Genomic DNA, 24,124 nt, shown 5'->3' with positions numbered 1-24,124 from the left:
CCGGCTTGTCGACAGGGCGCGTGGCGACGGGGCCCGTGGCGATGGGGAGGACGGCGGTGGCGCTCAGCCCCCGCGCTGTGACGCCGTCGAAAGCCGGCGCAGCAGCTGGTCGTATTTCTCCCGCTTGCCGAGGGTGGAGCCGAAATCGCCGAATAGAATGTCCATCGCCGGCATCGTCCTGGAGCCGGTGGCACAGGCATGGCGGTGCTGGAACACGAACCGCAGCCAGTGCTTGGCCACCGGCGAGACCGGGTCGAGGTTGTGCTTGGCCACCATGTGGTCGACGCTTCTCCTGACCCAGTCGCTGGACCAGCGGAGTTCGAAGAACGGTTTGTCGGACGGAAGCAGGTTGTCGGGGGAGGGGGGGATGTAGCTCACCCGACTGGCCGGCTCGAACACCATCGAGCCACCGCTCTGCGCGACGGCGATCGAGAAGTCCGTCTCCTCGGCCATGCTCAGCAGCCCCTCGTCGAGGGGCCCGTTCTGCGCGAAGAAATCCGTCCGGACCAGAACGCAGTGGAATTCGTTGAGCTCGGTGGGGCCCGCCACCAGGGGCTCCTTCACCTTGACCAGGGGTAGATGGTTCCAGGGGCGCCGTTCGGTGAGCCAGCGGCGGCCCTCCCCCATGGACCGCCACAGGAGCTCGCCGCCGGCATGATGGACGACGCTGAAGGCCTCGTCCTCGAAGGTCAGGGGGCAGACGGCGGTGCAGCCGTGCTCCTCGGCACAGGCCACCAGGGCCCCGAGCCAGCCCGGGGTGACGATCACATCGTTGTCGACGAAAGCCAGGTACTTCGTCGTGACGTGGGGCAGGGCCAGGTTGCGGGCCGCATTGGGGGAGAGGTAGTGATCGCTGCGGATCAGGCGAAAGGGCCCTGCCGCCGCCCGCCGCTCCAGTTCCCTGGCGAGCTCGGGCGGCCCATGGCCATCGATATAGATCAGCTCGAACGGACCGTCGGTGTTCTGCTGGATCGACTCCAGTGAAGCCAGGGCATGGCTGAAGCGTTCACGGGGAACGACCACCACCGTGACGTCGTTCGCAGTGACGTCGTTCGCATTGAAGCCATGCATCGTGGCGTTGCTTTCACCCATGCCAAGCCAGAAAGCCTGGCTTCTCCTACCCGAAACTCCGGGTTGCTGTCGGTTCATGCGGCGCCCGATCCCTGCCGATCCAGCAGGCTGGGGGTTCGTTGCCTTCGAGGGCCATGGCCGACGCTCCCTATCTGGTCGCGCTGGCCCTGCTGGAGCAGGGGGGGAAGCGGGCCCTGCCGCTGAACGGCAAGTCCCGCATTGGCAGGACCATGACGGCGAACGAGGCCGAGGATCCCGCTGAGGATGGCCGCACCCTGGTGCTGGAACTTCTGTTGCGTGTCTGGCAGCGCAGTGAAGAGGGTGACCTGCGCCGGGCCGCCGGGGACGACAGCCTGCTGTTGGTGGAGCTGCCCCTGGAGGCGCTTCAGGAGGCGCTGCCCCGGCTCAAGGCCCGCTGGATCGCCGGCGGCGCGACCACGGCCTTCCATGCCGAACTGGCCGCCCTGGCGAGCCGAGGCTGGAGCGTGGCCATCGCCCGTTACGCGCCGGTGAGCTTCCGCCCCTGGCCCTGAGGGCCTGGCTCCGGCGGCACCGGGGCTGGCGGGGACGCCGGAGCAACAGGAGGCGGGCAGAGCTCGTCGACGAGGCGGAAATAGGCGACAGGGTCCCGGCGGGCCATGACCCGGGCCTCCGCTTCCCGCTGCCAGCGGTCTGCGCCGTAGAGCCGGACCAGGTCACGCTGGTCGTGGCGACTCAGGCCCTGGCGCAGGGCGTCCTCGCCCAGCAGCGGCGCCCCCCGCAGACAGCGGGACTGCACCGCATGCCAGCCCTCGTGCAGGAGGGTGTCGTTGAGGTTGCCGCGGGGGCAGACCACGATCCGCCGGCTCTCCCGCAGGTACAGCCCGTACAGTCCGCGCTCGGCGCAGCGGGGATGGCCGCCGAGCACGGTGAAGCCGCGCTGCTCGAACGCCTCCACCAGCCGCTGGAACGACCAGCGTTCCGCCCGGGCGGCCTGGGGGAGGAGAGCCAACAGCACCAGGCTCGCGGCAGCAGGCTTCAACCAGGCCATGGGGGCTGGGAGGGCTGGGGCTTGAACGTATCCCGGCGACGCATCAGGCTGTTGTGCCTTCCAGGCGCAAGCCGGCCATGACCTCCCCCCCCGCCCCTGCGGCCGACGAGCGTCTGGCCGCGCTGCAGCAGGAGTTCGAGCACGACGCCAGCTTCAGCCAGGTGTTCGTGGTGCTCACCGTGGGCGCCACCCTGATCGCGACCCTGGGCCTGCTGGCCAACAGCCCCGGGGTGGTGATCGGCGCCATGGTGGTGGCCCCCTGGATCCTGCCGCTGCAGGCGATGGCCTTCGAGATCCTGCGGGGGCGGATTCCGATGTTCCTGCGGGCGCTGCGCACCTTGCTGCTGGGGGTGGTGCTCTGCGTGCTGTTGGCGATGGCGGTGGGCCACCTGGTGGCGTTCCCCAGTTTCGGCAGCGAGGTGATGAACCGCACCAGCCCCAACCTGCTGGATCTGGGGGTGGCCCTGGTGGCCGGAGCGGTGGCGATGTACGCCAAGCTCCGCAAGGACGCCATCTCGGCCCTGGCCGGCCTGGCCATCGCCGTGGCCCTGATGCCGCCCATGTGCGTGGTGGGGATCCTGCTGGCTTCCTCCAAGTGGTTGCAGGCCTACGGGGCGCTGCTGCTGTTCACCACCAACCTGCTGGGGATCATGGTGGGGGCGATGGCGTCCCTGGGGACCCTTGAGAAGGTGTACCGGCGCCGGCTGTTCCGCAGCCGCCTGGGTCTCACCAGCGTGGCCCTCACCGCCCTGCTGGTGATCCCCCTGGGCAGCAGCTTCTTCCGGCTGGTGAACCAGACCCGCCAGGAGAACAAGGCCCAGCAGCTGGAGGTGGCCATCGAGCAACGGCTGCGCAGCAGCACGATCACCCTGGGCGGCGATCCCGCCATCGACATGGTGGGCCTGAGCATCGACTGGCAGCAGAATCCGCCCCTGATCCGGGCCAGGGTGCGGGTGACCGACCCGGAGCTGCCCACGTCCAAGCAGGTGGCCGCCGTGCAGGAGTTCATCAACAGCACCCAGGCCCCCCTGCGCTTCCGGCTGGTGATGCAGCGCACCGCCGTGGATCTGATCGGCCCCGACACCGCCCCCAACCCCCCCGAGCTGGAGGTGCTGCCGCCGCCCCCGCTGCCGCCCCTGCCCCCGGAGCCGGAGAGGGAGGACGAGGAGCCCTAGGGACGATCCGCAGCGGTCGCTGCCCGCCGGGCCCCGCCTCTGCCGATGGGACATCCTTAACCCAAGTCCTGCGGAACGTCGGGTTAGATGGGGGAACGCCGAGGTTGCTCCCCCGTGCCCCATCCCCGCCAACGGACCATCACCCGCCTGCGCCGTTCCTGCCTGCCGGTGGGACTCGCCGCCCTTTCCCTGACCGTTGCCGCCTGCGGTGGAGGCCGCCGGCTGCCGTCGCTCAATGGCGCCGGGGCCTCCTTCCCGGCCCCGGCCTACCAGCGCTGGGCGTCCGACTACAAGGCCGCCAAGGGCTACCTAGTCAACTACCAGTCCGTGGGCTCCGGGCAGGGGGTGCGCTCGTTCCTGGCCGGCTCGGTCGACTTCGGCGCCACCGACGAGGCCCTCAGTGACGAGGACTTCAAGGCCGGCGCGGCCGGGAAGCGGGGCGCCGTGCAGATTCCGATGCTGGGGGGCACGATCAGCCCGGCCTACAACAATCCCGACTGCCCGGGACTCCAGCTGACCCAGGCCCAGCTGGCCGACATCTATCTCGGCAAGATCACCAACTGGAGCGCCCTGGGCTGTCCGTCCCGGCCCCTCACGGTCGTGCACCGCTCCGATGGTTCCGGCACCACCTTCAACTTCACCAATTCGCTGTCCTGCTTCTCACCGGAATGGAAGCAGCGGGTGGGTGTCGGCAAGGCGGTGCAGTGGCCCGTGGGGCTGGGTGCCAGGGGGAACGAAGGCGTGGCCGGCCTGATCCAGAACACCCCCGGCTCGCTCGGCTACGTCAACCAGGCCTTCCTGCGGGGCGATGTGAAGCCGGCGAAGCTGCAGAACAAGGACGGCCAGTTCGTGCTCGCCGACTCGAAGTCGGGAGCGGCGGCGCTGAACAACATCAGCCTCGATGAGCGGTTGGGCGGGGAGGACTGCAACCCCAAAGGTGCCGAAAGCTTCCCGATCGTGGCCTTCACCTGGATCCTGGCCTATCAGAGCGGGCAGGGGGAGGAGAAGGCTGAAGCCATGCGCACCTTCCTGCTGTGGGCGCTGGAGGAAGGTCCCCAGCAGCAGGCCACCGAGCTGGGCTTCATTCCCATCACCGGCGACGTGCTGACCAGGGTCAAGGAGGAGGTGGCCAAGATCAAGGGCTGATCCGCCCCCCAGGCTGACCGCCGAGACTGCCAGCGGTTCGCCTCCAGCCGATGAACGCCCGATCCATGGATCCGGGCAACGCGCCGCACCGCAGGCCCCTGCTACGGCGCGTCTGGTTCTTCGGCCGGGTGGACCTGCTGCTGCTGGCCATCGAGGCCTGCCGGGTGCTGGTACATCAGGAGCACTGGGAGGTGCTACCCCCAATCCTCTGTTCTCGGCCCTGGTGGCCTCAGAGGTGTTCCTCCTGGGCTTCCTGCTCAACGGGGTGCTGACGGACGACAAGGAAAGTGAGAAGCTGCCCGGCGAACTGGCCGCCGCCCTTGAGTGCCTCGCGCTGGAGGTGCAGGGCCTGGGGCTGCAGCAGCCGCAGGCCGAGGTGCAGGGAAGCCTGGCCCTGCTGGCGGAGTTCGGCGAAGCGCTGCTGGACTGGATGCATGAGGCCGGGCCGACCCTGCATCTGCTGGAGCGGCTGGACGCGCTGCAGCTGTCGATCGAGCGACTGCGCCTCTGGAACCCAGCCCCCCTGCAGGCACGCCTGCTGGTTGAGCTGGCCCACCTCCGGCGCGGTGTGCTGCGCATCGATGTGATCCGCTCGACCATGTTCGTCCCTGCCGTCTATGGGGTCGCCTACATCGGCACCGGGGTGCTCACCGTCGGGCTGCTGCTGCTGATCGCCGATCTCGACAACCCGTTCGGGGCCAGCCACGCGATGTCGGTGGAGAACGTCTCGCTGCAGCCCGTCGCCCTCGCCCTGCATCGGCTCCGGCGGGGCGTAGGACAATGGCCGCCGAGCTCAGGGGCGGGCGGAGATGCTGCGATGAAGTTCCAATGAAGTTCAAGGATTACTACGCCAGCCTGGGGGTGGAGCGCGACGCCAGCGCCGATGACATCAAGAAGGCCTACCGAAAACTGGCGCGGAAGTACCACCCCGATGTGGCCAAGGAGGAGGGCGCCGAAGAACGGTTCAAGGAGATCAGCGAGGCCTATCAGACGCTTTCGGATCCGGAGAAACGCCAGGCCTACGACGACCTCGGCCGCCACGGCCCCGGCGAAGAGTTCCATCCCTCGCCGGAATGGGACAGTCGCTTCTCCCGCGGTGGCAGCCAGCAGGAGGTGGACCTGGCCGACCTGTTCGAGCGGATGGGCTTCGGCGGTGGCGGCTTCGGTGGCTTCGGTGGCGGCACCGGCGGCCCCCGGCGGCCGGGGGCGGACTTCCCGATCCGCGGCCAGGACGTGGAGGTGGCCACCGAGCTGAGCCTGGAGCAGGCGGCCCGGGGCACCGAGGTGGCGTTCTCGCTCAGCGTTCCGGTGCTGGGGGCCGATGGCCGGGTGGAGAAGCAGAACCGCAGCGGCCGGATCCGGGTGCCCCGCGGCGTGGTGGAGGGGGAGCGGCTGCGGGTGCCGGGCAAGGGCGGCGACGGCATCGCCGGCGGTGCCCCCGGCGATCTCTATCTGGAGGTGCGGCTGGCGCCCCATCCCCGCTTCAAGGCCGTGGGCCACGACCTCTACCTGGAGCTGCCGATCGCCCCCTGGGAGGCGGCCCTGGGGGCCGAGATCAGCGTGCCAAGCCTCGACGGCCCGGTGACGGTGAGCCTCAAACCGGGGATGCGCAGCGGCCAGAAGCTGCGCCTGGCCGGCAAGGGCCTGCCCCACCGGCGCGACGGGGCGGGCGATCTCTACGGTGTGATTCAGATCGTGCTGCCCGAAAAGATCGGCGAACGGGAGCAGGCGCTGTACCGCGAACTCGCCGAAGCCTCCGCGTTCCACCCTCGCCACCACCTCGAAGGACCCTCCACCGATGGCTGACGACCTGCTGATTCCTGACGACGATGAGGGGTGCACCGTCGCCCTCGAGGAGTTGCTGGCCGCCTCGGGCCTGGGCCACGAGGAGGTGATCGAACTGGTGCAGTTCGGGGTCTTCCGCTGCGCCCAGCCCGCGCCGGTGTGGACCTTCCACATCCACACGGTGCGCCTGGCCCGCCGCGCCGCCCGCCTGCGCGACGACTTCGGCCTCAACGTCTCCGGGATGGCCCTGGCCCTCACCTACCTGGAGCGGATCGAGGCCCTGGAGGGGCGGCTGCGGGAGCTGGAATCGCAGTTGCCGCGTTGAGGGGTTGGCCCAGCTAAAGCCCCACCTTGCGGCGCCCCCAGGCCATGCCGGCCGCATAGCCGATCGCCGGCAGCAGCAGGGCGGGATTCAGGGGGATCTGCGCCAGCAGAACGATGCCCACCAGCCAGGGAACGAGCAGAAGGCAGCCAAAGGCCAGCTGGCTGAAGCGGGAGCGACGCGCCAGGCGGCCCGAGCCCTGCACCAGCCGGGGGACGCCCTTGCCCAGGCCGTAGCCGAGCAGCACGGTGACAACGGTGAGCAGGATCGCGCCCATGGTGGGGAGGCAAGCCAGTGGATTCTGGTGCCTGGGGGGCTCGCGGGCCCCTATTCGCAGACAGGCACGTAGGGCACCGCAATCGTGGAGAGCCCGCTCCCTTCGGCAAACGCACCGAGCACCTGCTTGCCGCCCCGATTCACCGTGACGAACCGACCGGCGAAGGTCTCGTCGTACACCGAGGTGGCCGACAGGCCGGTGGCGCGGGCGCGCTTGAGCAGATCGTTCACGGTGCCACCGGGAATGGCGACGCCGAATGAGGTCCGCACACCGGCCGAGAAGGCGAAGACCCGCAACGTGCCCCGTTCGAACTGGGCCGTGCCGACGATGCCGGCCGGCGCCTTGGGCCCTTTGAGCTTGTAGACGACAGGCAGCGGTGGCCCGCCGAGCTCACAACCGGGGCCCGGATCGGAGAGCCAGCCGGTGGCGACGGCTTCGGCCCGGGTCATGCCGAGACGCAATGGGCCAATCCCGTCGAGGCGGAGCACCGGGCTGGATCCGCGTCCATCGGCCCATGCCGATCCGGCCACCAGCAGCAGGATGGCCCCACTGGCCCCAAGCCGTGCAGAGCGACGCAGCGTGTGGCCGATCCGGCGTGTCATGGTCTGACTGTATGGGCACCAGCTCCGACCCCCGCCTGATCGACGGCCCCGACGACGCGCCGGCCACCGTGCTGCTGGCCCATGGGGCCGGGGCGCCGATGGACAGTCCGTTCATGGCGGCGATCGCCGGCGGACTGGCTGCGGCGGGCTGGCGGGTGGTGCGCTTCGAGTTCGGCTACATGGCCCGGATGCGCGAGACGGGCCGCCGCCAGGGTCCCGAGCGGATGCCGCTGCTGCAGGAGGCGTTCCGCCAGCAGGTGCGGCTGGAGACGGGCGAGAGCCCGCAGCGGCCGCTGTTCATCGGCGGCAAGTCGATGGGCGGGCGGGTGGCCAGCCTGCTGGTGGAGGAACTGGCCGCCAGCGATGGGGTGCGGGGCTGCCTGTGCCTGGGCTATCCCTTCCATCCGCCCGGCAAGCCGCTGCATCTGCGCACCGAGCACCTGGCCGCCCTGCAGGCGCCCACCCTGATCCTGCAGGGGGAGCGGGACACGTTCGGCCGCCGCGAGGAGGTGGAGACCTACAGCCTCTCGCCGGCAGTGCAGCTGGGTTGGATCCCCAGTGGGGACCACAGCTTCAAGCCCACCCGCAGTTCGGGCCTCAGCGAGGCGGAGAACTGGGCGACGGCGGTGGACTGGAGCGATCGGTTCCTGCGGGAAGTGCTGGTGGGGTGAGCCTTTCGGCCAGGGAGAACGTCCTCGCGGCTCAGCTTGTTCGGCAGATCCTGAGCTGCCGGATCGCTTGCCTTGGTCGTCGCGGTTGAGAACGGGGCTCAGCCTGCGCTGTCATCAGGGCTTACCTGACAGCAGCGTTTCGATCAAACCCATCACGCGTTCTTCCAGCTGATCGATACGCCGCAACAGCCGCGCTTCCGTTTGGGCCAGAGCTTCCTCGCTGACGCCGCCACGACCAGCTCCCGCTACCGACAGTGAGCGTGCAGGCGCAGGCCAGGCGCCATTCGTAAACACGGAGCTCAGATGGTCCCAGGTTTTCTTCTTGGTGGGAGCTGGTCCCAGGGCGGCCTCCAGATGGGCATGGGCGGCTGCGGCCGTGCGGAAGCGGGCTTTGAGGGCTGCGGGATGGCATTGGTCCTTGGGCAGCAAGGGTTGGGGGGACTCACTCAAGGCACCAATGGCCTCCGCCGGCGCCACTTCATCCACCAGCTGACGGATCGCGGCGTTCTGGTCGCCCACGGTGCGGAACAGATCGGCATCGCCCTTGGCCATGCGCGCCATCAGCTCGCCGAAGCGATCGCTCAGTTCCCCCATCAGCCCTCTCTTCCTCCGCGCAGCAGGCGGCGCATGCGCTCGATCAGCCGTGTGATGCTGAAGATGCTCCAGTAGCCAGCCTCCTCTTTGGCGGCATCAAGCTCTTGCAACAGCCCATCAAGGGCCTGTTGTTTGTCTTCGAAGGCCTCCAGCTCCCGGTGCATGTCCTGGGCGATGCGGAGGGCCTCCGCCTTCTCCTGGCCCAGAGCCATCAACCGGCCCTCATAGCTGCGCAGGGTCTCCAGAAACCTTTCGCGCGCCACCGTGAGCTCCCTGGAGCGGCGTTGCAACTGGGCCCGCGAGCGGGTGAGAGAGGCGTGGCTGTTGCGCATCGCCTGGTAGTGGTGCTCGATCTGCTCACGGCTCAGGGCGCTGAGGTCGGCGGGGAAATCCTGGGTGGAGCGGATGCCCTTGCACTCCAGTGCGGCCTGAGCGACACCAGGCGCCACCGGTATCGATTCACTGTCCAGCACCAGGAGGCTCAGCTCCCCTTGCTCGCTGTTGGTCATCGGATCAGAGACGTGACCTCCAGCACAGCACTGGAGATGGATGGATGGCCAGCACAGGCCTTGGGCCGGTCACGAATCGATTCACAGATCTCCGATCGCGATGCCGGAATGGACCCGGCGGCAGGCCAGCTCAACGGCCAGCCGGCGACGGCGGAAGTCCGCGGTCAAGATGATTGGCGTTGATGCCAGGGCCATCATTTCAGCCGAGACCTTCATCCCTGTCAGAGCCCCCGGCTGTCGGACCCACGCGCACCGGACCAGCGCCGGGCGTTCACCAGCCTCAGCGCTTCCTGCATCGCCTCCACGCAGCGATGGGCCCGGCGCTTCACGTCGTCCTGGCTCTGAGCACGCATCACGTAGGCCTGCATCGCCTCCGGCGTTTCGATCACGGCCAGCAGCCCCTGGGTGCGGCCGCCGATGGCGGGATCGGCCAGCAGCCGAGTGATCAGGTTGTGTTCCCAGAGCCGCTGGCCACCGGAGCCGGGCGCGAACAGCTGCTCCTGCAGCACCCCCAGGCACCCCTGCCGGAACGCCTCGAGCTGGCCGGGCCGGAAACGGCGGCTGTTGGGCAGGCCCGCTGCCGCCGCCGAGGGCGCCCCGGGGCCGTGTTCGACGCTCCAGCTCAGCCCGGTGCCGGGCAACCCCACGGTGGTGCGGGGGCCACCGGCGCGGGCGACTGGGATGTTGAAGGACGCCCCGCGGCCCCCCAGGGAGATGGAGCTGAGGCCGCTCTTGCCGAAGTTGAGCCGCAGGGGGCCGAGGCGGGCGCTGCGGCGGAAGCGGAAGGGCATGGGTGTGGAGCCGATCGGAGGGAAGGAGGTCGGGTGATCGTGGCGGTTGTCGAATGTCCGTGATGAGGTGATTCGGTTGTATGGGCCCCCCAAGGCAACCACGGCTCGTTCAAACTCTTGCCACCAGACGTCGAAGACCGGAGCATGGCCGGAGGCTGGCTGGTCGTTCGCATAAACAGATCCCGATTCCACCCCATGGGTCTCGACAATGGCTGCCAGAAGGACATGACCTTGCGGGCTAGCTGTTCTGTCTCAGCAGGTTGTTCGGCTGACGATGGGGTGTGAGGTCGCCTCCCACTGGCCCGTCTGACGCCGATCAGTCGGGAACGCCTGATTCGTCGGCCTCTCAATGAGGGCGTGCAGTTCAAGACCCTTGCGGCACAAGCCGGGATCAGCCTGCGCTGCGCCTGCAAGTGGCTGGCCCGGTACCGCTCGATCGCGGCCTCGCGCTCTGGAGTCGACCGTTGAATCAGCAAGCCGTGGACTGGTGGATTTCTGGCGATCAGATCAGGATTTGAGGCGCTGATCAATACAGAGCACGAAGGCAGCGCCGCTGGCGTGCTCTAACCTCGTGGCCACGGTGCGGCAGCGCTGGCCGGTGGCCAGGCTGATGTAGGTGTCGGTGATGTGCTGATGGAGACCCGTGTCAATCAGGCTGAAGAAATACTCCTTGTTGGCGTGGTCGGTGCCCCGCGTGGCGGGTGTGAACAGGCGGTTCCTCGACGGGGGGAGACCCTGGCCCAGGTGCGTGTTGCTGATCTGCAGTCCGTCGCCATCGAGCACGTAGGCCGCTTCGATCATGGTGTTGGTGCCTACCCAGTTGGCAAGGGCGCCGTCGAGCAGTTGGGTAGGGATGTGACGTAGGCCTTCACACCCTGCGCGGGCCAGATTGATCAGATCGAGGCCCTCCATCTGGCGGGCCTGGATGGCGGCCACGGCTTTGCCCCGTTGCCGGCGGGCGGCTTCCATCAGCACGGGGTGCAGGGCCGCCAGGTGCAGGTCGGCCGCTGGCTTGGGGCGCGCAAAGTGATAGCCCTGGAAGAACTCTGCTCCGAGGGCGGCGCAGGTGTCCAGTTCTGCCTTGGTTTCCACCCCTTCAGCCAGCACCAGAGTGCCGATGGTCTTTCCAAGTAAGATCAGAGACTTCATCATTTCCTGCTTGACAAAGTCGCGGTCGACTCCGGCGATGAGACTGCGGTCGAGCTTGATGATGTGGGGTCGCAATTCGGCGATGCGTGGCAGGTTGCTGTGGCCGGATCCCAAGTCGTCAATGGCGATCAGGAAACCCAATTCACGATGGCGCTCCACGAAGCGTTTCAGGGTCATCGTGTCCTGAACCTTGGTTTCGTTGAGCTCGATCACGATGTCGCTGGGTTCCAGACCCGTGGCCTCGGTGGCCTCGAGCAAGGCTCCCGAGCCTTCCACTCCCTCGTCGATCAATGACGTTTCAAAGTTGAGAAACAGAAAGGGGCGTAGGGACCGGGGCAAGTTGAGATCCCGGTAGGCCTCCATGGCCCGGATGCGGCAGCGGCGATCCAGCTCCAGCAGCTTCCCGGCCTTGCGGGCCTTGGCGAACTTCTGTCCGACACCCATGAGCGCCGGGCGCGCGAGGGCCTCCAGGCCCACCACGGAGGTTTGCTTGAGGGAGACGATGGGTTGAAAGTGTATGGCTAGCTGATTCGATGGGAGGATCGCAGAGGCCTCCCTCGTGGGCTCCATAAGTTCAGCGCGAACCATTGAGCGTGAAAGACAGCAGAATACATCTCTAGCGAGCCAGCAGCATTGAACCCTAGGGAACATCTGAAAAGCGTACTAAGATCAACCCAGATTCAACACTGAGGCTGGAACGGAAGGCCGTCCCCCTCCAGCTGGGCTTTTCGGACCACGGGCACATTCACGCCAAGAAGAGGACGCGTCGCCAGCGCTTCTTGGATGAGATGGAGGCCACGGTTCCCCGGGAAGCCCTCCCAGCTGATGGTCGACAAGCTGTTCACGGTGCCGCTCAGCTCCCTGGGCAAGGTGATGGGGCAACTGGAGCCCCAGCTGCTGATCGAGCTGGATCTGGCCCTGCGGGGTTGGCTGGAACTGCCCCGAAGGCTCAGGCCCAGTTCTCATACAGCAGCCCGTCCACCCGCTCGAACTCGCGCAGGTTGTTGCTCACCAGGGTGAGGCCCTCGCTGCGGGCATGGGCGGCGATGTGGAGATCATTCACACCGATGGGCGTGCCGTGAAGCTCCAGGGAAGAGCGGATCTGGCCGTAGTGCTGGGCCGCCTTGGGCCCATAAGCCAGCACCTCCAGGCGACTGCAGAAGTTTTCCACCACGGCCAGAGAGCGCGGCGGATCGGAACTTTTCTCAGCGCCGTGCATCAACTCAGCCAACGTGATCGACGACATCGCCAGATGGCTGGCGTTGCGATTGAACCGCTCCAGCAACGACTCCGGCCGTCGTTTGATCACATAGATGCAGATATTGGTATCCAGCAGGTAACGCAGCATCGGCGAATCAGAAGGGCTCGCGTTCGCCTTGCTCCTGGGAAGCCCGCTGCGCCAGGAAGTCGTCAGGCACGCTGGAGCCGCCGAGGAAGAAGCTGTCCCAGCTGCGGCCAAGTGGCGCGATGATCCGCTCCTGGCCGCAGGCCCGCACCTCCACCTCCGTGACGGAGTCGGGAAGCCGCAGATGGGCGGGGATGCGCACCGCCTGGCTGCGGTTGCTCAGAAACAGCTTGGTGACAGCCCGCATCGACCCCGCTTGGATATACAGAGAGTCTATCCCAGGTTGACGCCCGCCGCTGCCAGGATTCCCAGCAACGCCAGCAACGCCGTCATGCCCCTGCCCCAGCTGATGCCGCTGCTGGCGGCGGTGGTAATCGCCCCTTGCCCTGCTCCCGTGAAGGCCCAGCTGGATGGCCTCTACCGCTGGCAGGTGGCGCGGCAGGACCTGAGCGGTCCGATCGAGATCAGGAGCCAGAAAAACCGCTTCACCGATGGCCTGTACCAGAAGCTGCGGCGTGCCTATGCGCTCGATCCGAACAGCGGCCGTTTTGTCGACTTCGATCTGTTCAGCGGCACCCAGGTGGGGACCTTTGGCGCCAAGGTGCTGGGCTGCAGCCTCGCCCCCGGCGGAGGGCTGGAGGCCAGGGTGGCGGTGCAGGCAGGCCTGCGCAACCGCCCCATTGAGGCGCCGCAGAACCTGCGCTATCAGCTGGTGCGCGGCCCCGACGGCAGCTGGAAGATCGCCGACATCATCTATTCCCATCCGGCCGGGTTCCGCCTTTCCAGCTATCTGGCTGAGCTGTTGGGACCCCTCAAGGCGAACTGACCATCCGGCCCAGCGGGAGCTCTGCCGCACGCGCCATGCATGTGCTCGGCCTGGTCTGGGGCGTTCGCTGCACCGCACCCGATCCGGAGCAGGGGCATGAGCCGTGACATCAGGCCTAATGTGGTCGCAGCGATGGACACAGCCATGGCCGATGTGGTCGCAAGTCAGGTGTCGGTGCGTGAGCTCAAGACCCACCTCTCCGCATGGCTGGCACGGGCCCAGGCCGGTGAGGTGGTGGAAGCGACCTCCCACCGCAAGCCCATTGCCCGCATCACAGCGGTGCAACAACCCGATGGATCGTCCCCGCCACACCCGCTGCAGAAGGCCATCGATGCCGGAGTCATCTCCTGGAGCGGCAAGAAACCTGTGCTTCCCCCGCCGGTGACGTTGAACGACGACGGCCCCCTGATCAGCGACATCGTGATCGAGGGGCGTGGCTGAATCGTGATCCTGTACTGCGATACCTCAGCGCTGCTCAAGCTCTTTATCGAGGAGGACGGCAGCGACAGGATGGTCATGGCCCACGATCACTGTGATGATCTATCCGTTTGCCGCATCACCTGGGCTGAATCGATGGCGGCGTTCGCCCAGCGCAGCCGTATCAAAGGCGCCAATCAGACCATGCTTGCCCAAGCCAAAAGCGCCTTAGAGAAAGCCTGGTCAGATTTTGCCATCGCCGATGTGAACCAGCCCCTTGTCGAGAAGGCTGGCTTTTATGCCGAGGTCTTCGCATTGAGGGGTTCCGACAGTGTCCAGCTGGCTGCGGCCCACAGCCTTCAGGAGCAGCTCTCCTTGCCGCTCACCTTCGCCTGCTTTGACCATCGACTCAATCGAGCGGCCACACTGCTCCAGCTGAAGGTGCTGGCCTGACCAACGCACCGATGGCACCAAGCGAGATAGACAGTATCGAATCAACATCCATCCCTGACGAGAACCCCGAACAGATCATCCGCAACCTTCACGACGCCACCAAGGCCCACCTGGGGTTATGGACGGCCAGATTCATCTCCCGCCTGGACTTAAGGCCAGACCAGTCAACACCCCACTCAAATAAGCCCCCGTATCAATCCCGATCCGATGCGGCAACCGCGTCACCTTGAAGTCATGCCGGAACGTATGCCCATGCACCACGGTGTAGGGCAACCCATGGGGCCGGCTCAGAAACGGCCGCCTGATCCAGATCAGATCGTCTGTGGCCTGGTGCTCCAGGCGGATGTCGGGGCGCACGCCCGCATGGACGAACAGATAGCGGCCGCGGACCGCCGTGTACGGCAGCTGCTCGAACCAGGCCTGGCGTTCGCGGGCCAGGGGCAGGAGGTCGGGGTTGGCGCCGTTGCACAGCCACAACTCCACGTCCTCATCCGGCGCTCTCGGTGACATCGCCTTCAGCAGCATCTGCTCGTGGTTGCCCCGCAGCACCGTCACCGCGGCCAGCCCGTAAGCGCCGGGGTTCTCCTGCAGCTGCCACACCCGCTCGAGCACCTTCCGATCACCATCGGGCTCCGGGGCCCGATCGATCAGGTCCCCAAGGAAGATCAGCTCGGCACCTGAATCAAAGTGCGGGGTGAGTTCCTGCTCCAGCAGGGAGGCGCAGCCATGCACATCCCCGATCGCCACCACCTCAGGTCTGTTCATCGTCGCTCTCCCACACATTGAGGCTGGAGCGCTGCGACTCCCGGCGGAGGTTCTTGCGGCTGCGCTTGGGGTCGCTCTTGAGCAAGGCGAGCTTCTCGCTGAGCAGGTCGAGCTCCCTCGCGAGCCTCGGAGTGGCGGGCATCGCCGACAGGTCGCCGAACAGCTTGCCCAGGCTGGCGCTGGCGCTAATGACATCCCCTCGATCCAGATCGGCGATCACTTGTCGGCGTTCCCGGTTGGCCCGCAGCAGGGCCAGCTGTTCGGCCACCGCGTCATCGGGCTCCAGCTGCTGGATCTCATCGCTGGCCATCACCGGCAGGTGCAGGTGCTCGATCAGGCTCTGGCGTTCGTTGCTGCCGGGGGCCTCCCAGGCCAGCCGCACGCTGAGGATCTCCTGGTTGGGGATCCAGGCGGGCAGCTCCAGCTGCAGGCCCACGTTGAGCTCCTGGCCGGCGCGCAGGTTGGGAAGTTGGTAGTTGCCGGCATCGGTGGGGGTGAGGTCGTTGAGCAGATCCACCACCTCAGCGCCGTGTTTGCCGCGCACCCCGAGGCTCACCCGCCGCCCGAAGGTGCTGGTCAGCCCCTGGAGCTCGGAGGCGTAGAGGTCGGCCAGCTGGCTGGGGGTTTCGATGTGGGCCAGGGTGCCGTCGCCCGCGGCGGCCATGGCCCCCATCAGGTCTTCGTCGAAGTCATCCCCCAGGCCGAAGGCACTGGTGCTGATGCCCCGCTGGGTCAGGCCCGCCACCTTGGCGGCGATCTGCTCCTGGTTGGTGAGACCCTCGTTGGCCTGGCCGTCGGAGAGCAGCAGCACCCGGTTCATCGCACCGGGATCCAGGTGTTCGGCCACCTGGGTGGCCCCGGCTCGCCAGCCATCGAAGAGGGCCGTGCAGCCGCCGCTGTGGATCGTGTTGATCGCGGCGATGAAGGGCTGGGGATCGGACACGGGCATGGAGGGCACCACCACCGTCACCTCGTCGTCAAAGCTGACGATGGCGAAGCGGTCGCGGCCGGTGAGCTCCCCAGCCAGGAAGCGGGCGGCCTTGCGGGCATAACTGAGCTTGGTGCCGCTCATGGAGCCGGAGCGATCGATCACCAGGGCCAGGTTGAGCGGCGGCCGCTCGCGCCGGGTGGCTGCAGCGGCAGGCGGTGGCGGGGTGATCGTGAGCAGCAGATCCAGGATCGAGGGGCGATCGGAGGCCACCGCCGGCCGCAGGGGCCGGAAACGCAGGGTGGGACGGGTCATGGTGGAAGGGAGCAGTGGGACGGGGGGAGGGGTTCAGCGGGAGGCGTCGTCGAGCAGGGCGTTGAGCCGGTCCAGGAGGTGCTGGAGCCATTGCTGGCGCCGGGGGCCGGCGGGAGGAGGCAGAACGGAGTCGCGGACGTGCACCTCGATGCCGGGGGCGAGGGTGAAACGCAGCCAGCGGCTGCCGTTGTCGCTGGAGCGGGAGGACAGGGGTTTGTTGAGCATCCCAAGGACGGAGCCCATGGCCGCGACTTTTCCTGCGAAGGACGGAGATCCGTCGGCCGGATCACCGACGTCGTCAGCCGTGGAGGGCAGATCCCGCAGGTACCGCAGGGCCTCGTTGGCCGATTGAGCAGGGGGAGCGGTGGCCGCCGCCCCATCCCCATCGAGCTGCTCCAGCTGCTGCTCCAGATCGGCGTCGGCCAGAACGCAGAAGGGAGCAATGGCGGAGAGACTGAGGCCGCGCCGGGCCAGGGCGCGCACAAGCACCAGTTGCAACAGGTGCCGGTGGCCGTACACCGCGCTGCGCCCCTCCTTGCCGGGGCGATCGATCAACCCCTGGGTGGCATAGAGACGCACCGTGCGCGGCGAGATCTCCTCGTCCAGCAGCTTGCCGGCGACGAGGAGGAGCTCCTCGAGGCCGTAGAGAGCGTCAGCTGGGGCGAAGACCTTGACCATTCCCTAATTATCCACACCTGCAGTGCAGGTGTCAATCTGGGGCCGTTCAGTGCGTTGGGCCCAGGGCCCCTCCAGCGCCACCGGCTTCCTCGGCCTGGCCGATGCGGGCGAACAGATCGGTGCTTTCACGGTTGAGGTGCACCACCTCCACGACGCTGCCGCCCAGCTTGAGCCGGCGGATCACCTGGTCGAGGGCGCTCACGCCGCTCTGGTCCCAGATGTGGGCGTCGGCCATGTCGATCGTCACCCGGGCCGGGTGTTCGTGGACCTCGAAACCGGCCCGGAAATAGATGCTGCTCACGAAGAACAGCTGGCCGCGCACCGTGTAGAGCCGATGGCCCGCGTCGATCAGGTGGCTCTCGACGGCGATCACCTTGGCCACCTTGCGGCTGAACAGGATCCCGGCCAGGGCCACCCCGGAAAGCAGGCCGATCGCCAGGTTGTGGGTGAGCACCGTGACCGCCACGGTAAGCAGCATCACGGCGGTGTCGCTTTTGGGGATCCGCCGGATCCCCGTGATCGAACCGATGTTGGCGGTGTTGATGGCGATCATCACCATCACGCCCACCAGCGTGGCCATCGGGATCTGGTTGACCCAGTCCCGGGCCAACAGGATCATCGCCAGCAGGCTCACCCCCGACGTCAGCGTCGAGAGCCGCGTGCGCCCGCCGTAGCCCACGTTCATCACCGACTGCCCCACCAGGGCGCAGCCGGCCATGCCGCCGAACAGGGAACTGACGATGTTGCCGATCCCCTGGCCCCGCGCCTCGGTGTTCTTGTGGCTGGTCTGGTCAGTGAGGTCGTCGAGGATGTCCTGGGTCAGGAAGGTCTCCATCAGCCCCACCAGCGAGATCGCCAGCGCCGTGGGCAGGATCAGGCCCAGGGTGCCCAGGCTCAGGGGCACCTGCGGCAGGGCGAACTGGGGCAGACCGGCAGGCAGGCTGCCCAGGCTCGCCACCGTGGGCAGATCAAGCCCGAGGCTGATCGAGATCCCGGTGGTGATCAGGATGGCGATCAGGGCCGAAGGCACCGCCCTGGTGAGGCGCGGCAGCAGGTAGATGATCGCCAGGGTGACCAGCATCAGCGCCCAGACCGCCGGCAGCTGGGCGGCCTGCACCACCACCTTGTCCGGGTGAAAGACATCGAGCCCCAGCTGGGGCAGCTGGGCCAGCAGGATCAGGATCGCCAGGGCATTCACGAACCCCGCCATCACCGGCTGCGGCACAAAGCGCATCTGGTGGGCCAGCCGCAGGTAGCCCCAGGCGATCTGGAACAGGCCGGTGAGCAGCCCCGCCGCCAGCAGGTACTGCAGGCCGAGCCCCTCCCCCAGGGCGTCGCCCTGCTGCACCAGGCCCGTCATCAGCAGGGCGGTGGAGCCGGTGGCGGAGGTGATCATCGCCGTGCGGCCACCCACCACTGCCAGGGTCACCGCCAGCAGGAAGGCTCCGAACAGGCCAACGCTGGGGTCCACCCCGGCAATGCCGGAAAAGGCGATCGCCTCCGGGATCATCGCGAAGGCCACCACCAGGCCCGAAAGGATGTCGCGGTGGGGCAGGCCCCACCACTCCTTGATGGAGAAGGTCATGGGAAAGGAGGTGGACGACACAGGCCCGAATCAGCACGGCAGGTCGACCGCGGCTGGAGCGGCAGACCGGCGAATACCGCAACAGCGGCCTACGGGGGGGTGATCGTCATGGGAAGGACCGTACCAGCCCGGACGATGGGGGTTCTGAATCCGGTCGTTCGCACGGAAATCGACCCAACAACCGGTCGCCCTGGGGACGATGGAATCCGCCACCCACCGAGTCGATGGAGCCCACCCTTGACACCCTGCTCGCCTTCTACGCCGAGCGGATCGGTGGCCCCTTCCCCCTCAGCCTGTTGCCTCCCGATCAGCCGCTGCACTGGCAGGGGCAGACCCTGTTCGGCACGGCCCGGGGAACGGAGCCGCTCTACCTGCTCCAGAGCACGATCGATTCCTTTCTGAGCGCCGCTCCCCTCGGCACCTTCTGCGTGGGCTTCTGGGGCCATGGGATCAGCAGCCACGCCTTCTACTACCAACGCCGCGAGCCCTGGTGCAGCCTGTTCCTGCGGCTGGCCTACGGCGGCTTCGACGACGACAACGGACGGGAAGCCCGCCGCATCAAGGCCACCATGGAGTGGCTCGCCGGGTTCCTGCCGATCGTCAGGGTGCGGGCCCGCCACTGCATCGTGGTGGATTCGATGGGCGACGCCCTCTTCCGGATCGTCCTGTCAGGCGGCCAGGTCATCGAGGGCGACGGCCCCCTGTTCGAGCCCGAGCGCGGGCCGGCCGAGGCGCTGCGCCCCCTGCTGGAAGGGCCCTAGCCCTGGCTGGCCTCTTCTGGCTGGCCTCCCCTTTCACCAGAACGTCTGGCACGGGAAGCCGGACAGCTGCGGATCAGCGGTGATCAGCACCAGCCGCTCCAGTTCGGCCTGGGCCGCCAGCATCCGGGCAAAGGGATCGCGGTGGGGCTGGCTGTAGCCGCCGGCCCTGAGGCCATGCGCCAGGGAGATCGGCAGGGGGAGGAAGCCATCGGCCTGTAGCAGGCCAGGAAGATCAGCCATGGCTGTAGCCAGCTCGGGCAGCTTGCCCTGATGGTGCTTAAGGCTGAGTTCCCAGACCGATGCAGCACTCACCAGGATCCGGCTGGTGGAGTCGACCAGAAGCGCCCGCACAGGACCTGACAGCCGCTCCGGAGCGAACCACCACCACAGCAGGGCATGGCTGTCGAGCAGGTAGGCGGAGGGGCTGGTCACGGCAGGGCTGACTCTGGAACCAGGGGGCTAGCTTCCCAGTCGGCGAGCTGATCGGGCGCCATGGGCTCCAGCAGGGCGTCGGGCCGGCTGAGGGGACCCAGGTGGCGCAGGCGACCGGGGAGCCGCTGGGGAGCCGGCGCCTCCAGGGGCATCAACCTTGCCCAGGGCTTGCCGGCCTTGGCCAGCACGATGGTCTCACCGGCGTGGGCGTCATCGATCAACCGCGAGAGCTGGGTTTTGGCCTGGTGCACATTCACCAGACGGGGTGCCGATGCTGGACGTTCCACGGAGCCGGCTCAGGAGTCTTGATTAGTTTAGTCATGGACTAAGTCTGCACCTGCGGCACCCAGCCTCAGCCCAGATACGGCTCCAGGAAGCTCAGCGGCCGAGCCATGGTGGCCGAGAAGCCGAGGATGCCCCGGTCGCGGTGGCTGTACAGCAGGGTGTCGTCGGCCTCCAGCAGGTAGGTGCCGCCGCGCTGGGTGAGGAAGTCGTCGCGGGGGACGTAGGTGCGCCAGTGGCCCAGCACTTCGGCCATGTTGCGCAGCCGCACGGTGGCCAGCTCGAAGGGCCGCTGGAAGCCGCGGCCGCCGGCCCGGGCGAAGAACGACCCTTGGATCGGCGGCAGGGGACCCGCCTGGATGGTCTCGTCGTCGGCGATGCGCTGGGGGGCGCTGCGATCGCCGGTATAGCCGCGCAGCACCTCTGCCAGGGTGCCGGGGGAGCCGAGGCCGGCGCACATCAGCAGCAGATTCGGCCAGGGCCCGCCGGCCTGCTTCAGGCCCTCGTAGAGCCCCAGGTCGCGGTGCAGATGGGGTTCGGCGTCCACCAGCAGCCGCTCGCTCGGGAAGCCGGTGAAGCTGCAGAAGCGCTCGCGGCCGGCCGCGTCGCCGATCCCGATCGCCAGCACGGCGATGCCGGCGGCCTCCAGCTGCGGCAGCACCGGCACCAGGGCCTGGGCGTACTCAAGGCTGTCGAAGTCGCCCAGCTGGCTGAGCAGCAGCACCAGTCGCCGCCGGCCGGGCCCCATGCCCTCCACCGCCGCCAGGCGCTCCAGCAGCGGGGCGGGGGCGGGCGGCCGAGTGGCAGCAGCGGCGGAGGCGGTCACGGACAGGGGGTCGCTCAGGGCCTGACCATGCTCGTCGATCCGCGCTGATCGACGTATCCTTACCAGGTAATGCCGCGCCCCGGAGACGCTTGCGATGGAGTCGATGGGAGCCGCCACCAGCTCGATCACCAGCAAGGGTCAGGTCACCATCCCCAAGGCGTTGCGTCAGCAGCTCGGCCTGGCCCGAGGCGGTCGCGTCAGCTTCCGGCTGGTGGGCGATCACATCGAGGTGCGCTCCTGGAAGCCGGAGCAGCCTCCGCCGACCAGCGGCTTCGGCCTGCTCAGGAGCCCCCGTCCTCCGGTGCCGGCTGACTTTGACCCGGCCAGTCTGCTCGCGCCGTGATCGGCCTCGACACCAACGTGCTGGCTCGCTACTTCGTCGCCGAAGACGGGGCCGATGCCGCCACCGAACGCCAGCGCCAGGCAGCACGGCAGCTGATCGAATCGGGGCAGCCCCTGTTCCTGCCCAAGACCGTGGCCCTGGAGCTGGAGTGGGTGCTGCGGGGCTACTACGGCTTCGCGGCCGAGCAGGTGCTGCTGGTGTTCGACCACCTGCTGGCCCACCCTGCCCTGACCACGGAAGATCGCCCGGCCCTGGAGCAGGCCGTCGCCGGGCTGCGCGCCGGGCTCGACTTCGCCGATGCCCTGCACCACGCCAGCTGCCGTGGCTGCGACACGCTCGTCTCTTTCGACGACCGCGGCTTCGCCCAGCGCATCCGCCACCTGAACCTGGCGCCCCGCGTCGTCGTTCCCAAGGCCCCTTAGCGGGTGGCCCGCGCCAGGAACCCCTCGGCGGCGGCCTCCAGGGCCTCGCGCCGCTTGGGATCCATCTTCTCCAGCATCCTTACCATCATCGAGAGGCGGGGATTGGCCTGGAAGACGTCCTGGTGGCGGTCGATGAAGCGCCAGTAGAGGCCGTCCCAGATCTCACACCAGGGGCCCTTTGTGTAGTCGCCCATCTTGAGGATGTAGTTGGAACCGCCGATGTAGGGCTTGGTGGCGAACAGGCCTCCGTCGCTCATCTGGCCCATGCCGTACACGTTCGGGCCCATCACCCATTCGTAAGAATCCAGGTAGCGCTCCATGAACCAGCGGTGCACCTCGCCGGGGTGGATCTCGCAGAGCAGCATCAGGTTGCTGATCACCATCAGCCGCTCGATGTGGTGGTTGTAGCCCAGGCGGTTCACCCGCTCGATCGCCGCATCCAGGGGCGGCAGGCCGCTGCTGCCGTCGTCCCAGCAGGGGGCGAGGCGGCGCTGGTGGTTCCAGAAGTTGGCGGCCGCCTGGCGTTCGCCATGCACCCGGTCGATGCCGCGCACGAACTCGCGCCAGCCGATCACCTGGCGCAGGAAGCCCTCCAGCGAGGCGATCGGCACCGGCTCGCCGCTCTCCTGCCGGCTCCGGGCGTGCTCCAGGGTGGCCGCGATCACCGCCGCCGGGGTGAGCAGGCCGATGTTGAGCAGGGGCGAGAGCAGGGAGTGGTGCAGGGTGGCATGCTGCTTGCTCAGGGCGTCTTCGAACGGCCCGAAGCCATCGAGGCGCTCCGCCAGGAAGCGCGCCAGCCAGGCATCGGCGCCGGCCTGATCGAAGGGGATCCAGAGGGGCCCCAGCGCGCCGGGGTGATCGGCGAAGTGGGTGTCGATCAGGGCGCGCACCGCCGGCTCGTGGGGGCTGGCGGGCAGCGCCGGCAGCGGCGGCTCCGCGTAGCCCTTGGGCAGCTTGCGGCGGTTCTCGGTGTCGAAGCTCCAGCGGCCGCCGCTGGGGCTGCCATCGGGCTCCAGCAGCAGGCCGAGGCGGCGTCGCTGGCGCTCGTAGAAGGTCTTCATGAACGGGCGGCGGCGGCCCTCGAACCAGCTGCGGCTCTGGGCCACCGATTCCAGGAACGCCGGTGAGGGCAGCACACGGAGCCGCACGCCCTGCTCGGCGCAGAACCGCTGCAGCCGCCGCTCAAAGCTGCGGTCGGCCACCTCGGCCACCCGGAGCTCGCGGCCGTCCCGTTCGCCGTCCTGCGGCTCGCGGCCGCCGCTCAGCTCATCCGCCAGCCGCTGCCAGAAAGGCACCCTCGCCGACTCCGGCAGCTCCCAGTAGCGCACCGCCACGCCCCGCTCCAGCAGCGCATCGCGGAAGCTGCGCATGGCCACGAAGGTGTGCAGCAGCCGCAGGCGGTGGTACCGCCAGGCGGAGGCCACGGCCAGGTCCTCGATCATCAGCACCCGCTGGCCGGGGGCGAGCTGCAGGGGGGAGGGGCTGAGCCAGTCGGGGTGGAGCTGGTCGCCCAGGATCAGGGTCAGGGCCACAGGGCGTCGGTCACGAGGGTTGGGGCAGCGGGGCGGCCCAGAGCCGGCGGTGGGTCTGATCGGGGTCGTAAAGGCCCACCTGGCGCTCGAGATCGAAGCGGCGGGGGCTGCCGCCGAAGCTGCGCGGGTCGGAGCCGACGCCGGCCAGGTACGCCCAGTTGCCCGTGTTCAGGGCCGGGTGGGCGTCAATCAGGGCCCACTCGAAGAAGCGCGCCCCCCAGATCCAGGGCAGCCGCAGCTCATTGACGAAATGGGAAGCCACCCACTGGCGGCCCCGGTTGGAGAGGTAGCCGGTGGCCAGCAGTTCGTGGAGCTGGGCATCGATCAGGGGATGGCCGGCGTCGCCGCGGGTCCAGCGCACGAACCGCTTCCGGTCTTCCACCCAGTCGGGCGGGCGGTTCTGAATGCCGCCGGGGGCGTGGAAGGCGTCGCCGTGGCACTGCTCCGACCAGAGGAAGAACTCGCGCCACAGCAGCTCCTGTTTCATCCATTCGGAGCCATCGTCGGCGCCGTGGAGCTCCTGGTAGCGGAGCACCTCCCGCCAGATCCGCCGCACCGAGAGGGAGCCCACCCCCAGGAAGGGGGAGAACTTGGTGGAGAACCCGGTCCCCACCAGCCCGTTGCGGGTGGCCTTGTAATCCCGCAGTCCGCTGGAGCCGAACAGGTAGTGCTCCAGCCGGGCCAGGGCCGTGGGTTCATCGCCGGGAAAGGGGAAGGCGCTGCGGGGGTCGGGCCCGGCTCCAGCGGCCGACGGCGGGGGAGCGGGCGGCGCCAGCCAGGCGCGGGGGAGCTCGTCCCAGCTGTCCCCCAGGCCGGCGAGATCCGGTGGGGGCAGGGGCGGTTCCGGGTCGCGCTCCAGGGCGCGGCGGAACGGACTGAACACCCTGGGGAAACGCTCGGGTTCCACCGGCCAGGTGCCGAACAGGCGGCTCTCCTCCGCCTGCAGCACCACCTCGGGCTGCAGCAGGGGGCGGAGCTCGGCGAGGGCGGCCGCGGTGGTGTGCTGCGGAGAGGCCAGCAGGGGGATCCCCGCCGCCGCCAGCCGGGCGTGCAGCGAGGCGAGGGCCTGGGACTCGAGGCGCCGCTGGTGGG

The 24,124-nt window shown here is 68.3% G+C and carries 34 protein-coding genes; 14 read left to right on the top strand and 20 right to left on the bottom strand.

Annotated features, from left to right (window positions below):
• Nucleotides 1-63 precede the first annotated feature (63 nt).
• The gene (locus VB737_RS08195) at nt 64-1,092 is read right to left on the bottom strand and encodes a glycosyltransferase family 2 protein (RefSeq protein WP_500312378.1); all 1,029 of its coding nucleotides are present in this window, start codon (nt 1,090-1,092) and stop codon (nt 64-66) included.
• 113 nt (nt 1,093-1,205) lie between these two features.
• Between VB737_RS08195 and VB737_RS08190 the strand changes: the two genes are divergently transcribed.
• Nucleotides 1,206-1,604 carry a DUF8680 family protein gene (locus VB737_RS08190; protein WP_500312377.1) on the top strand — a complete coding sequence of 133 codons (399 nt, stop codon included), beginning with the start codon at nt 1,206-1,208 and terminating at the stop codon, nt 1,602-1,604.
• On the opposite strand, the gene VB737_RS08185 is transcribed toward VB737_RS08190, so the two are convergent.
• The gene (locus VB737_RS08185) at nt 1,571-2,101 is read right to left on the bottom strand and encodes a hypothetical protein (protein ID WP_500312376.1); all 531 of its coding nucleotides are present in this window, start codon (nt 2,099-2,101) and stop codon (nt 1,571-1,573) included. The genes VB737_RS08190 and VB737_RS08185 overlap by 34 nt on opposite strands.
• Nucleotides 2,102-2,178: 77 nt before the next feature.
• On the opposite strand from VB737_RS08185, the gene VB737_RS08180 reads away from it, so the two are divergent.
• From VB737_RS08180 to VB737_RS08160, 5 genes are all read left to right on the top strand, one after another.
• Nucleotides 2,179-3,276, top strand: coding sequence for a DUF389 domain-containing protein (locus VB737_RS08180; RefSeq protein WP_500312375.1), 1,098 nt, complete (start codon nt 2,179-2,181; stop codon nt 3,274-3,276).
• Between the two features lie 114 nt (nt 3,277-3,390).
• Nucleotides 3,391-4,422: a phosphate ABC transporter substrate-binding protein PstS gene (gene pstS / locus VB737_RS08175; RefSeq protein WP_500312374.1), complete on the top strand. Its 1,032-nt coding sequence runs from the start codon at nt 3,391-3,393 to the stop codon at nt 4,420-4,422.
• A gap of 223 nt (nt 4,423-4,645) precedes the next feature.
• Nucleotides 4,646-5,254 carry a hypothetical protein gene (locus VB737_RS08170; RefSeq protein ID WP_500312373.1) on the top strand — a complete coding sequence of 203 codons (609 nt, stop codon included), beginning with the start codon at nt 4,646-4,648 and terminating at the stop codon, nt 5,252-5,254.
• Complete coding sequence (locus tag VB737_RS08165) at nt 5,251-6,228, top strand: DnaJ C-terminal domain-containing protein (RefSeq protein WP_500312372.1); 978 nt, start codon at nt 5,251-5,253, stop codon at nt 6,226-6,228. Before VB737_RS08170 ends, VB737_RS08165 begins: the two co-directional genes overlap by 4 nt.
• Nucleotides 6,221-6,532: a chaperone modulator CbpM gene (locus VB737_RS08160; protein ID WP_500312371.1), complete on the top strand. Its 312-nt coding sequence runs from the start codon at nt 6,221-6,223 to the stop codon at nt 6,530-6,532. The genes VB737_RS08165 and VB737_RS08160 overlap by 8 nt, the downstream gene beginning before the upstream one ends.
• 13 nt (nt 6,533-6,545) lie before the next feature.
• Here VB737_RS08160 and VB737_RS08155 read toward each other — a convergent pair whose 3' ends face one another.
• Complete coding sequence (locus tag VB737_RS08155; protein ID WP_500312370.1) at nt 6,546-6,806, bottom strand: hypothetical protein; 261 nt, start codon at nt 6,804-6,806, stop codon at nt 6,546-6,548.
• 50 nt (nt 6,807-6,856) lie between these two features.
• The gene (locus VB737_RS08150) at nt 6,857-7,408 is read right to left on the bottom strand and encodes a hypothetical protein (protein ID WP_500312369.1); all 552 of its coding nucleotides are present in this window, start codon (nt 7,406-7,408) and stop codon (nt 6,857-6,859) included.
• An 11-nt stretch (nt 7,409-7,419) separates the two neighbouring features.
• Here VB737_RS08150 and VB737_RS08145 point away from each other — a divergent pair, with 11 nt between their 5' ends.
• Nucleotides 7,420-8,079: an alpha/beta family hydrolase gene (locus VB737_RS08145; RefSeq protein ID WP_500312368.1), complete on the top strand. Its 660-nt coding sequence runs from the start codon at nt 7,420-7,422 to the stop codon at nt 8,077-8,079.
• Between the two features lie 114 nt (nt 8,080-8,193).
• Here the strand turns inward: VB737_RS08145 and VB737_RS08140 are convergent, their stop codons facing one another.
• The 4 genes from VB737_RS08140 to VB737_RS08125 form a co-directional block, all read right to left on the bottom strand.
• Nucleotides 8,194-8,673: a hypothetical protein gene (locus tag VB737_RS08140; protein ID WP_500312367.1), complete on the bottom strand. Its 480-nt coding sequence runs from the start codon at nt 8,671-8,673 to the stop codon at nt 8,194-8,196.
• Nucleotides 8,673-9,182, bottom strand: coding sequence for a hypothetical protein (locus VB737_RS08135; protein WP_500312366.1), 510 nt, complete (start codon nt 9,180-9,182; stop codon nt 8,673-8,675). Before VB737_RS08135 ends, VB737_RS08140 begins: the two co-directional genes overlap by 1 nt.
• Before the next feature lie 81 nt (nt 9,183-9,263).
• Nucleotides 9,264-9,398, bottom strand: coding sequence for a hypothetical protein (locus tag VB737_RS08130; protein WP_500312365.1), 135 nt, complete (start codon nt 9,396-9,398; stop codon nt 9,264-9,266).
• A 5-nt stretch (nt 9,399-9,403) separates the two neighbouring features.
• Entirely contained in the window at nt 9,404-9,973 is a 570-nt protein-coding gene (locus VB737_RS08125) for a DUF4236 domain-containing protein (protein WP_500312364.1), read from the bottom strand.
• 297 nt (nt 9,974-10,270) lie between these two features.
• Here VB737_RS08125 and VB737_RS08120 point away from each other — a divergent pair, with 297 nt between their 5' ends.
• Nucleotides 10,271-10,441 carry a leucine zipper domain-containing protein gene (locus tag VB737_RS08120; RefSeq protein ID WP_500312392.1) on the top strand — a complete coding sequence of 57 codons (171 nt, stop codon included), beginning with the start codon at nt 10,271-10,273 and terminating at the stop codon, nt 10,439-10,441.
• A 39-nt stretch (nt 10,442-10,480) separates the two neighbouring features.
• On the opposite strand, the gene VB737_RS08115 is transcribed toward VB737_RS08120, so the two are convergent.
• The 3 genes from VB737_RS08115 to vapB form a co-directional block, all read right to left on the bottom strand.
• Nucleotides 10,481-11,692 carry a sensor domain-containing phosphodiesterase gene (locus tag VB737_RS08115; RefSeq protein WP_500312363.1) on the bottom strand — a complete coding sequence of 404 codons (1,212 nt, stop codon included), beginning with the start codon at nt 11,690-11,692 and terminating at the stop codon, nt 10,481-10,483.
• 379 nt (nt 11,693-12,071) lie between these two features.
• Nucleotides 12,072-12,470 (bottom strand): type II toxin-antitoxin system tRNA(fMet)-specific endonuclease VapC, encoded by a 399-nt coding sequence (gene vapC, locus VB737_RS08110; RefSeq protein ID WP_500312362.1) that lies wholly within the window; start codon nt 12,468-12,470, stop codon nt 12,072-12,074.
• Between the two features lie 7 nt (nt 12,471-12,477).
• On the bottom strand, nt 12,478-12,714 hold the full coding sequence (gene vapB, locus VB737_RS08105; protein ID WP_323243592.1) for a type II toxin-antitoxin system VapB family antitoxin: 237 nt from the start codon (nt 12,712-12,714) through the stop codon (nt 12,478-12,480).
• A 36-nt stretch (nt 12,715-12,750) separates the two neighbouring features.
• Here vapB and VB737_RS08100 point away from each other — a divergent pair, with 36 nt between their 5' ends.
• From VB737_RS08100 to VB737_RS08090, 3 genes are all read left to right on the top strand, one after another.
• Complete coding sequence (locus VB737_RS08100) at nt 12,751-13,293, top strand: hypothetical protein (protein ID WP_500312361.1); 543 nt, start codon at nt 12,751-12,753, stop codon at nt 13,291-13,293.
• Nucleotides 13,294-13,425: 132 nt separating this feature from the next.
• A complete protein-coding gene (locus VB737_RS08095; RefSeq protein ID WP_323243594.1) occupies nt 13,426-13,734 on the top strand; it encodes a type II toxin-antitoxin system Phd/YefM family antitoxin in 309 nt (102 codons plus the stop codon).
• A gap of 3 nt (nt 13,735-13,737) precedes the next feature.
• Entirely contained in the window at nt 13,738-14,163 is a 426-nt protein-coding gene (locus VB737_RS08090) for a type II toxin-antitoxin system VapC family toxin (protein WP_500312360.1), read from the top strand.
• A 132-nt stretch (nt 14,164-14,295) separates the two neighbouring features.
• On the opposite strand, the gene VB737_RS08085 is transcribed toward VB737_RS08090, so the two are convergent.
• Genes VB737_RS08085 through VB737_RS08070 form a run of 4 tightly spaced genes read right to left on the bottom strand, consistent with a single transcriptional unit; the run spans nt 14,296 to nt 18,434 of the window.
• The gene (locus VB737_RS08085; RefSeq protein WP_323243596.1) at nt 14,296-14,928 is read right to left on the bottom strand and encodes a metallophosphoesterase family protein; all 633 of its coding nucleotides are present in this window, start codon (nt 14,926-14,928) and stop codon (nt 14,296-14,298) included.
• On the bottom strand, nt 14,915-16,171 hold the full coding sequence (locus VB737_RS08080; RefSeq protein WP_500312359.1) for a vWA domain-containing protein: 1,257 nt from the start codon (nt 16,169-16,171) through the stop codon (nt 14,915-14,917). Before VB737_RS08080 ends, VB737_RS08085 begins: the two co-directional genes overlap by 14 nt.
• A gap of 33 nt (nt 16,172-16,204) precedes the next feature.
• Nucleotides 16,205-16,849, bottom strand: coding sequence for a MerR family transcriptional regulator (locus tag VB737_RS08075; protein WP_500312358.1), 645 nt, complete (start codon nt 16,847-16,849; stop codon nt 16,205-16,207).
• A 46-nt stretch (nt 16,850-16,895) separates the two neighbouring features.
• Nucleotides 16,896-18,434: a SulP family inorganic anion transporter gene (locus tag VB737_RS08070; RefSeq protein WP_323243599.1), complete on the bottom strand. Its 1,539-nt coding sequence runs from the start codon at nt 18,432-18,434 to the stop codon at nt 16,896-16,898.
• A gap of 224 nt (nt 18,435-18,658) precedes the next feature.
• On the opposite strand from VB737_RS08070, the gene VB737_RS08065 reads away from it, so the two are divergent.
• A complete protein-coding gene (locus VB737_RS08065; protein WP_500312357.1) occupies nt 18,659-19,195 on the top strand; it encodes a hypothetical protein in 537 nt (178 codons plus the stop codon).
• 33 nt (nt 19,196-19,228) lie between these two features.
• On the opposite strand, the gene VB737_RS08060 is transcribed toward VB737_RS08065, so the two are convergent.
• The 3 genes from VB737_RS08060 to VB737_RS08050 form a co-directional block, all read right to left on the bottom strand.
• On the bottom strand, nt 19,229-19,627 hold the full coding sequence (locus tag VB737_RS08060; protein WP_500312356.1) for a type II toxin-antitoxin system VapC family toxin: 399 nt from the start codon (nt 19,625-19,627) through the stop codon (nt 19,229-19,231).
• Nucleotides 19,624-19,914: a type II toxin-antitoxin system Phd/YefM family antitoxin gene (locus tag VB737_RS08055; protein WP_323243602.1), complete on the bottom strand. Its 291-nt coding sequence runs from the start codon at nt 19,912-19,914 to the stop codon at nt 19,624-19,626. Before VB737_RS08055 ends, VB737_RS08060 begins: the two co-directional genes overlap by 4 nt.
• Before the next feature lie 65 nt (nt 19,915-19,979).
• Nucleotides 19,980-20,657, bottom strand: a complete 678-nt coding sequence (locus VB737_RS08050) for a peroxiredoxin-like family protein (RefSeq protein WP_500312391.1) — start codon at nt 20,655-20,657, stop codon at nt 19,980-19,982.
• A gap of 181 nt (nt 20,658-20,838) precedes the next feature.
• Between VB737_RS08050 and VB737_RS08045 the strand changes: the two genes are divergently transcribed.
• Together VB737_RS08045 and VB737_RS08040 are read left to right on the top strand one after the other, a co-directional pair.
• The gene (locus VB737_RS08045; protein ID WP_500312355.1) at nt 20,839-21,078 is read left to right on the top strand and encodes an AbrB/MazE/SpoVT family DNA-binding domain-containing protein; all 240 of its coding nucleotides are present in this window, start codon (nt 20,839-20,841) and stop codon (nt 21,076-21,078) included.
• Nucleotides 21,075-21,500 carry a type II toxin-antitoxin system VapC family toxin gene (locus VB737_RS08040; RefSeq protein ID WP_500312354.1) on the top strand — a complete coding sequence of 142 codons (426 nt, stop codon included), beginning with the start codon at nt 21,075-21,077 and terminating at the stop codon, nt 21,498-21,500. Before VB737_RS08045 ends, VB737_RS08040 begins: the two co-directional genes overlap by 4 nt.
• Here the strand turns inward: VB737_RS08040 and VB737_RS08035 are convergent.
• A complete protein-coding gene (locus VB737_RS08035; protein WP_500312353.1) occupies nt 21,497-23,032 on the bottom strand; it encodes a cryptochrome/photolyase family protein in 1,536 nt (511 codons plus the stop codon). The genes VB737_RS08040 and VB737_RS08035 overlap by 4 nt on opposite strands.
• A gap of 10 nt (nt 23,033-23,042) precedes the next feature.
• Nucleotides 23,043-24,124 (bottom strand): FAD-binding domain-containing protein (locus VB737_RS08030; protein ID WP_500312352.1); only part of this gene is annotated, 1,082 nt, incomplete at its 5' end.

Source organism: Synechococcus sp. BA-120 BA3 (assembly GCF_034931285.1).
Taxonomy (GTDB): Bacteria; Cyanobacteriota; Cyanobacteriia; order PCC-6307; family Cyanobiaceae; genus Cyanobium.
Note: the sequence above shows the minus strand (reverse complement) of the source record. Positions and strands in the feature narration are given on the sequence as shown.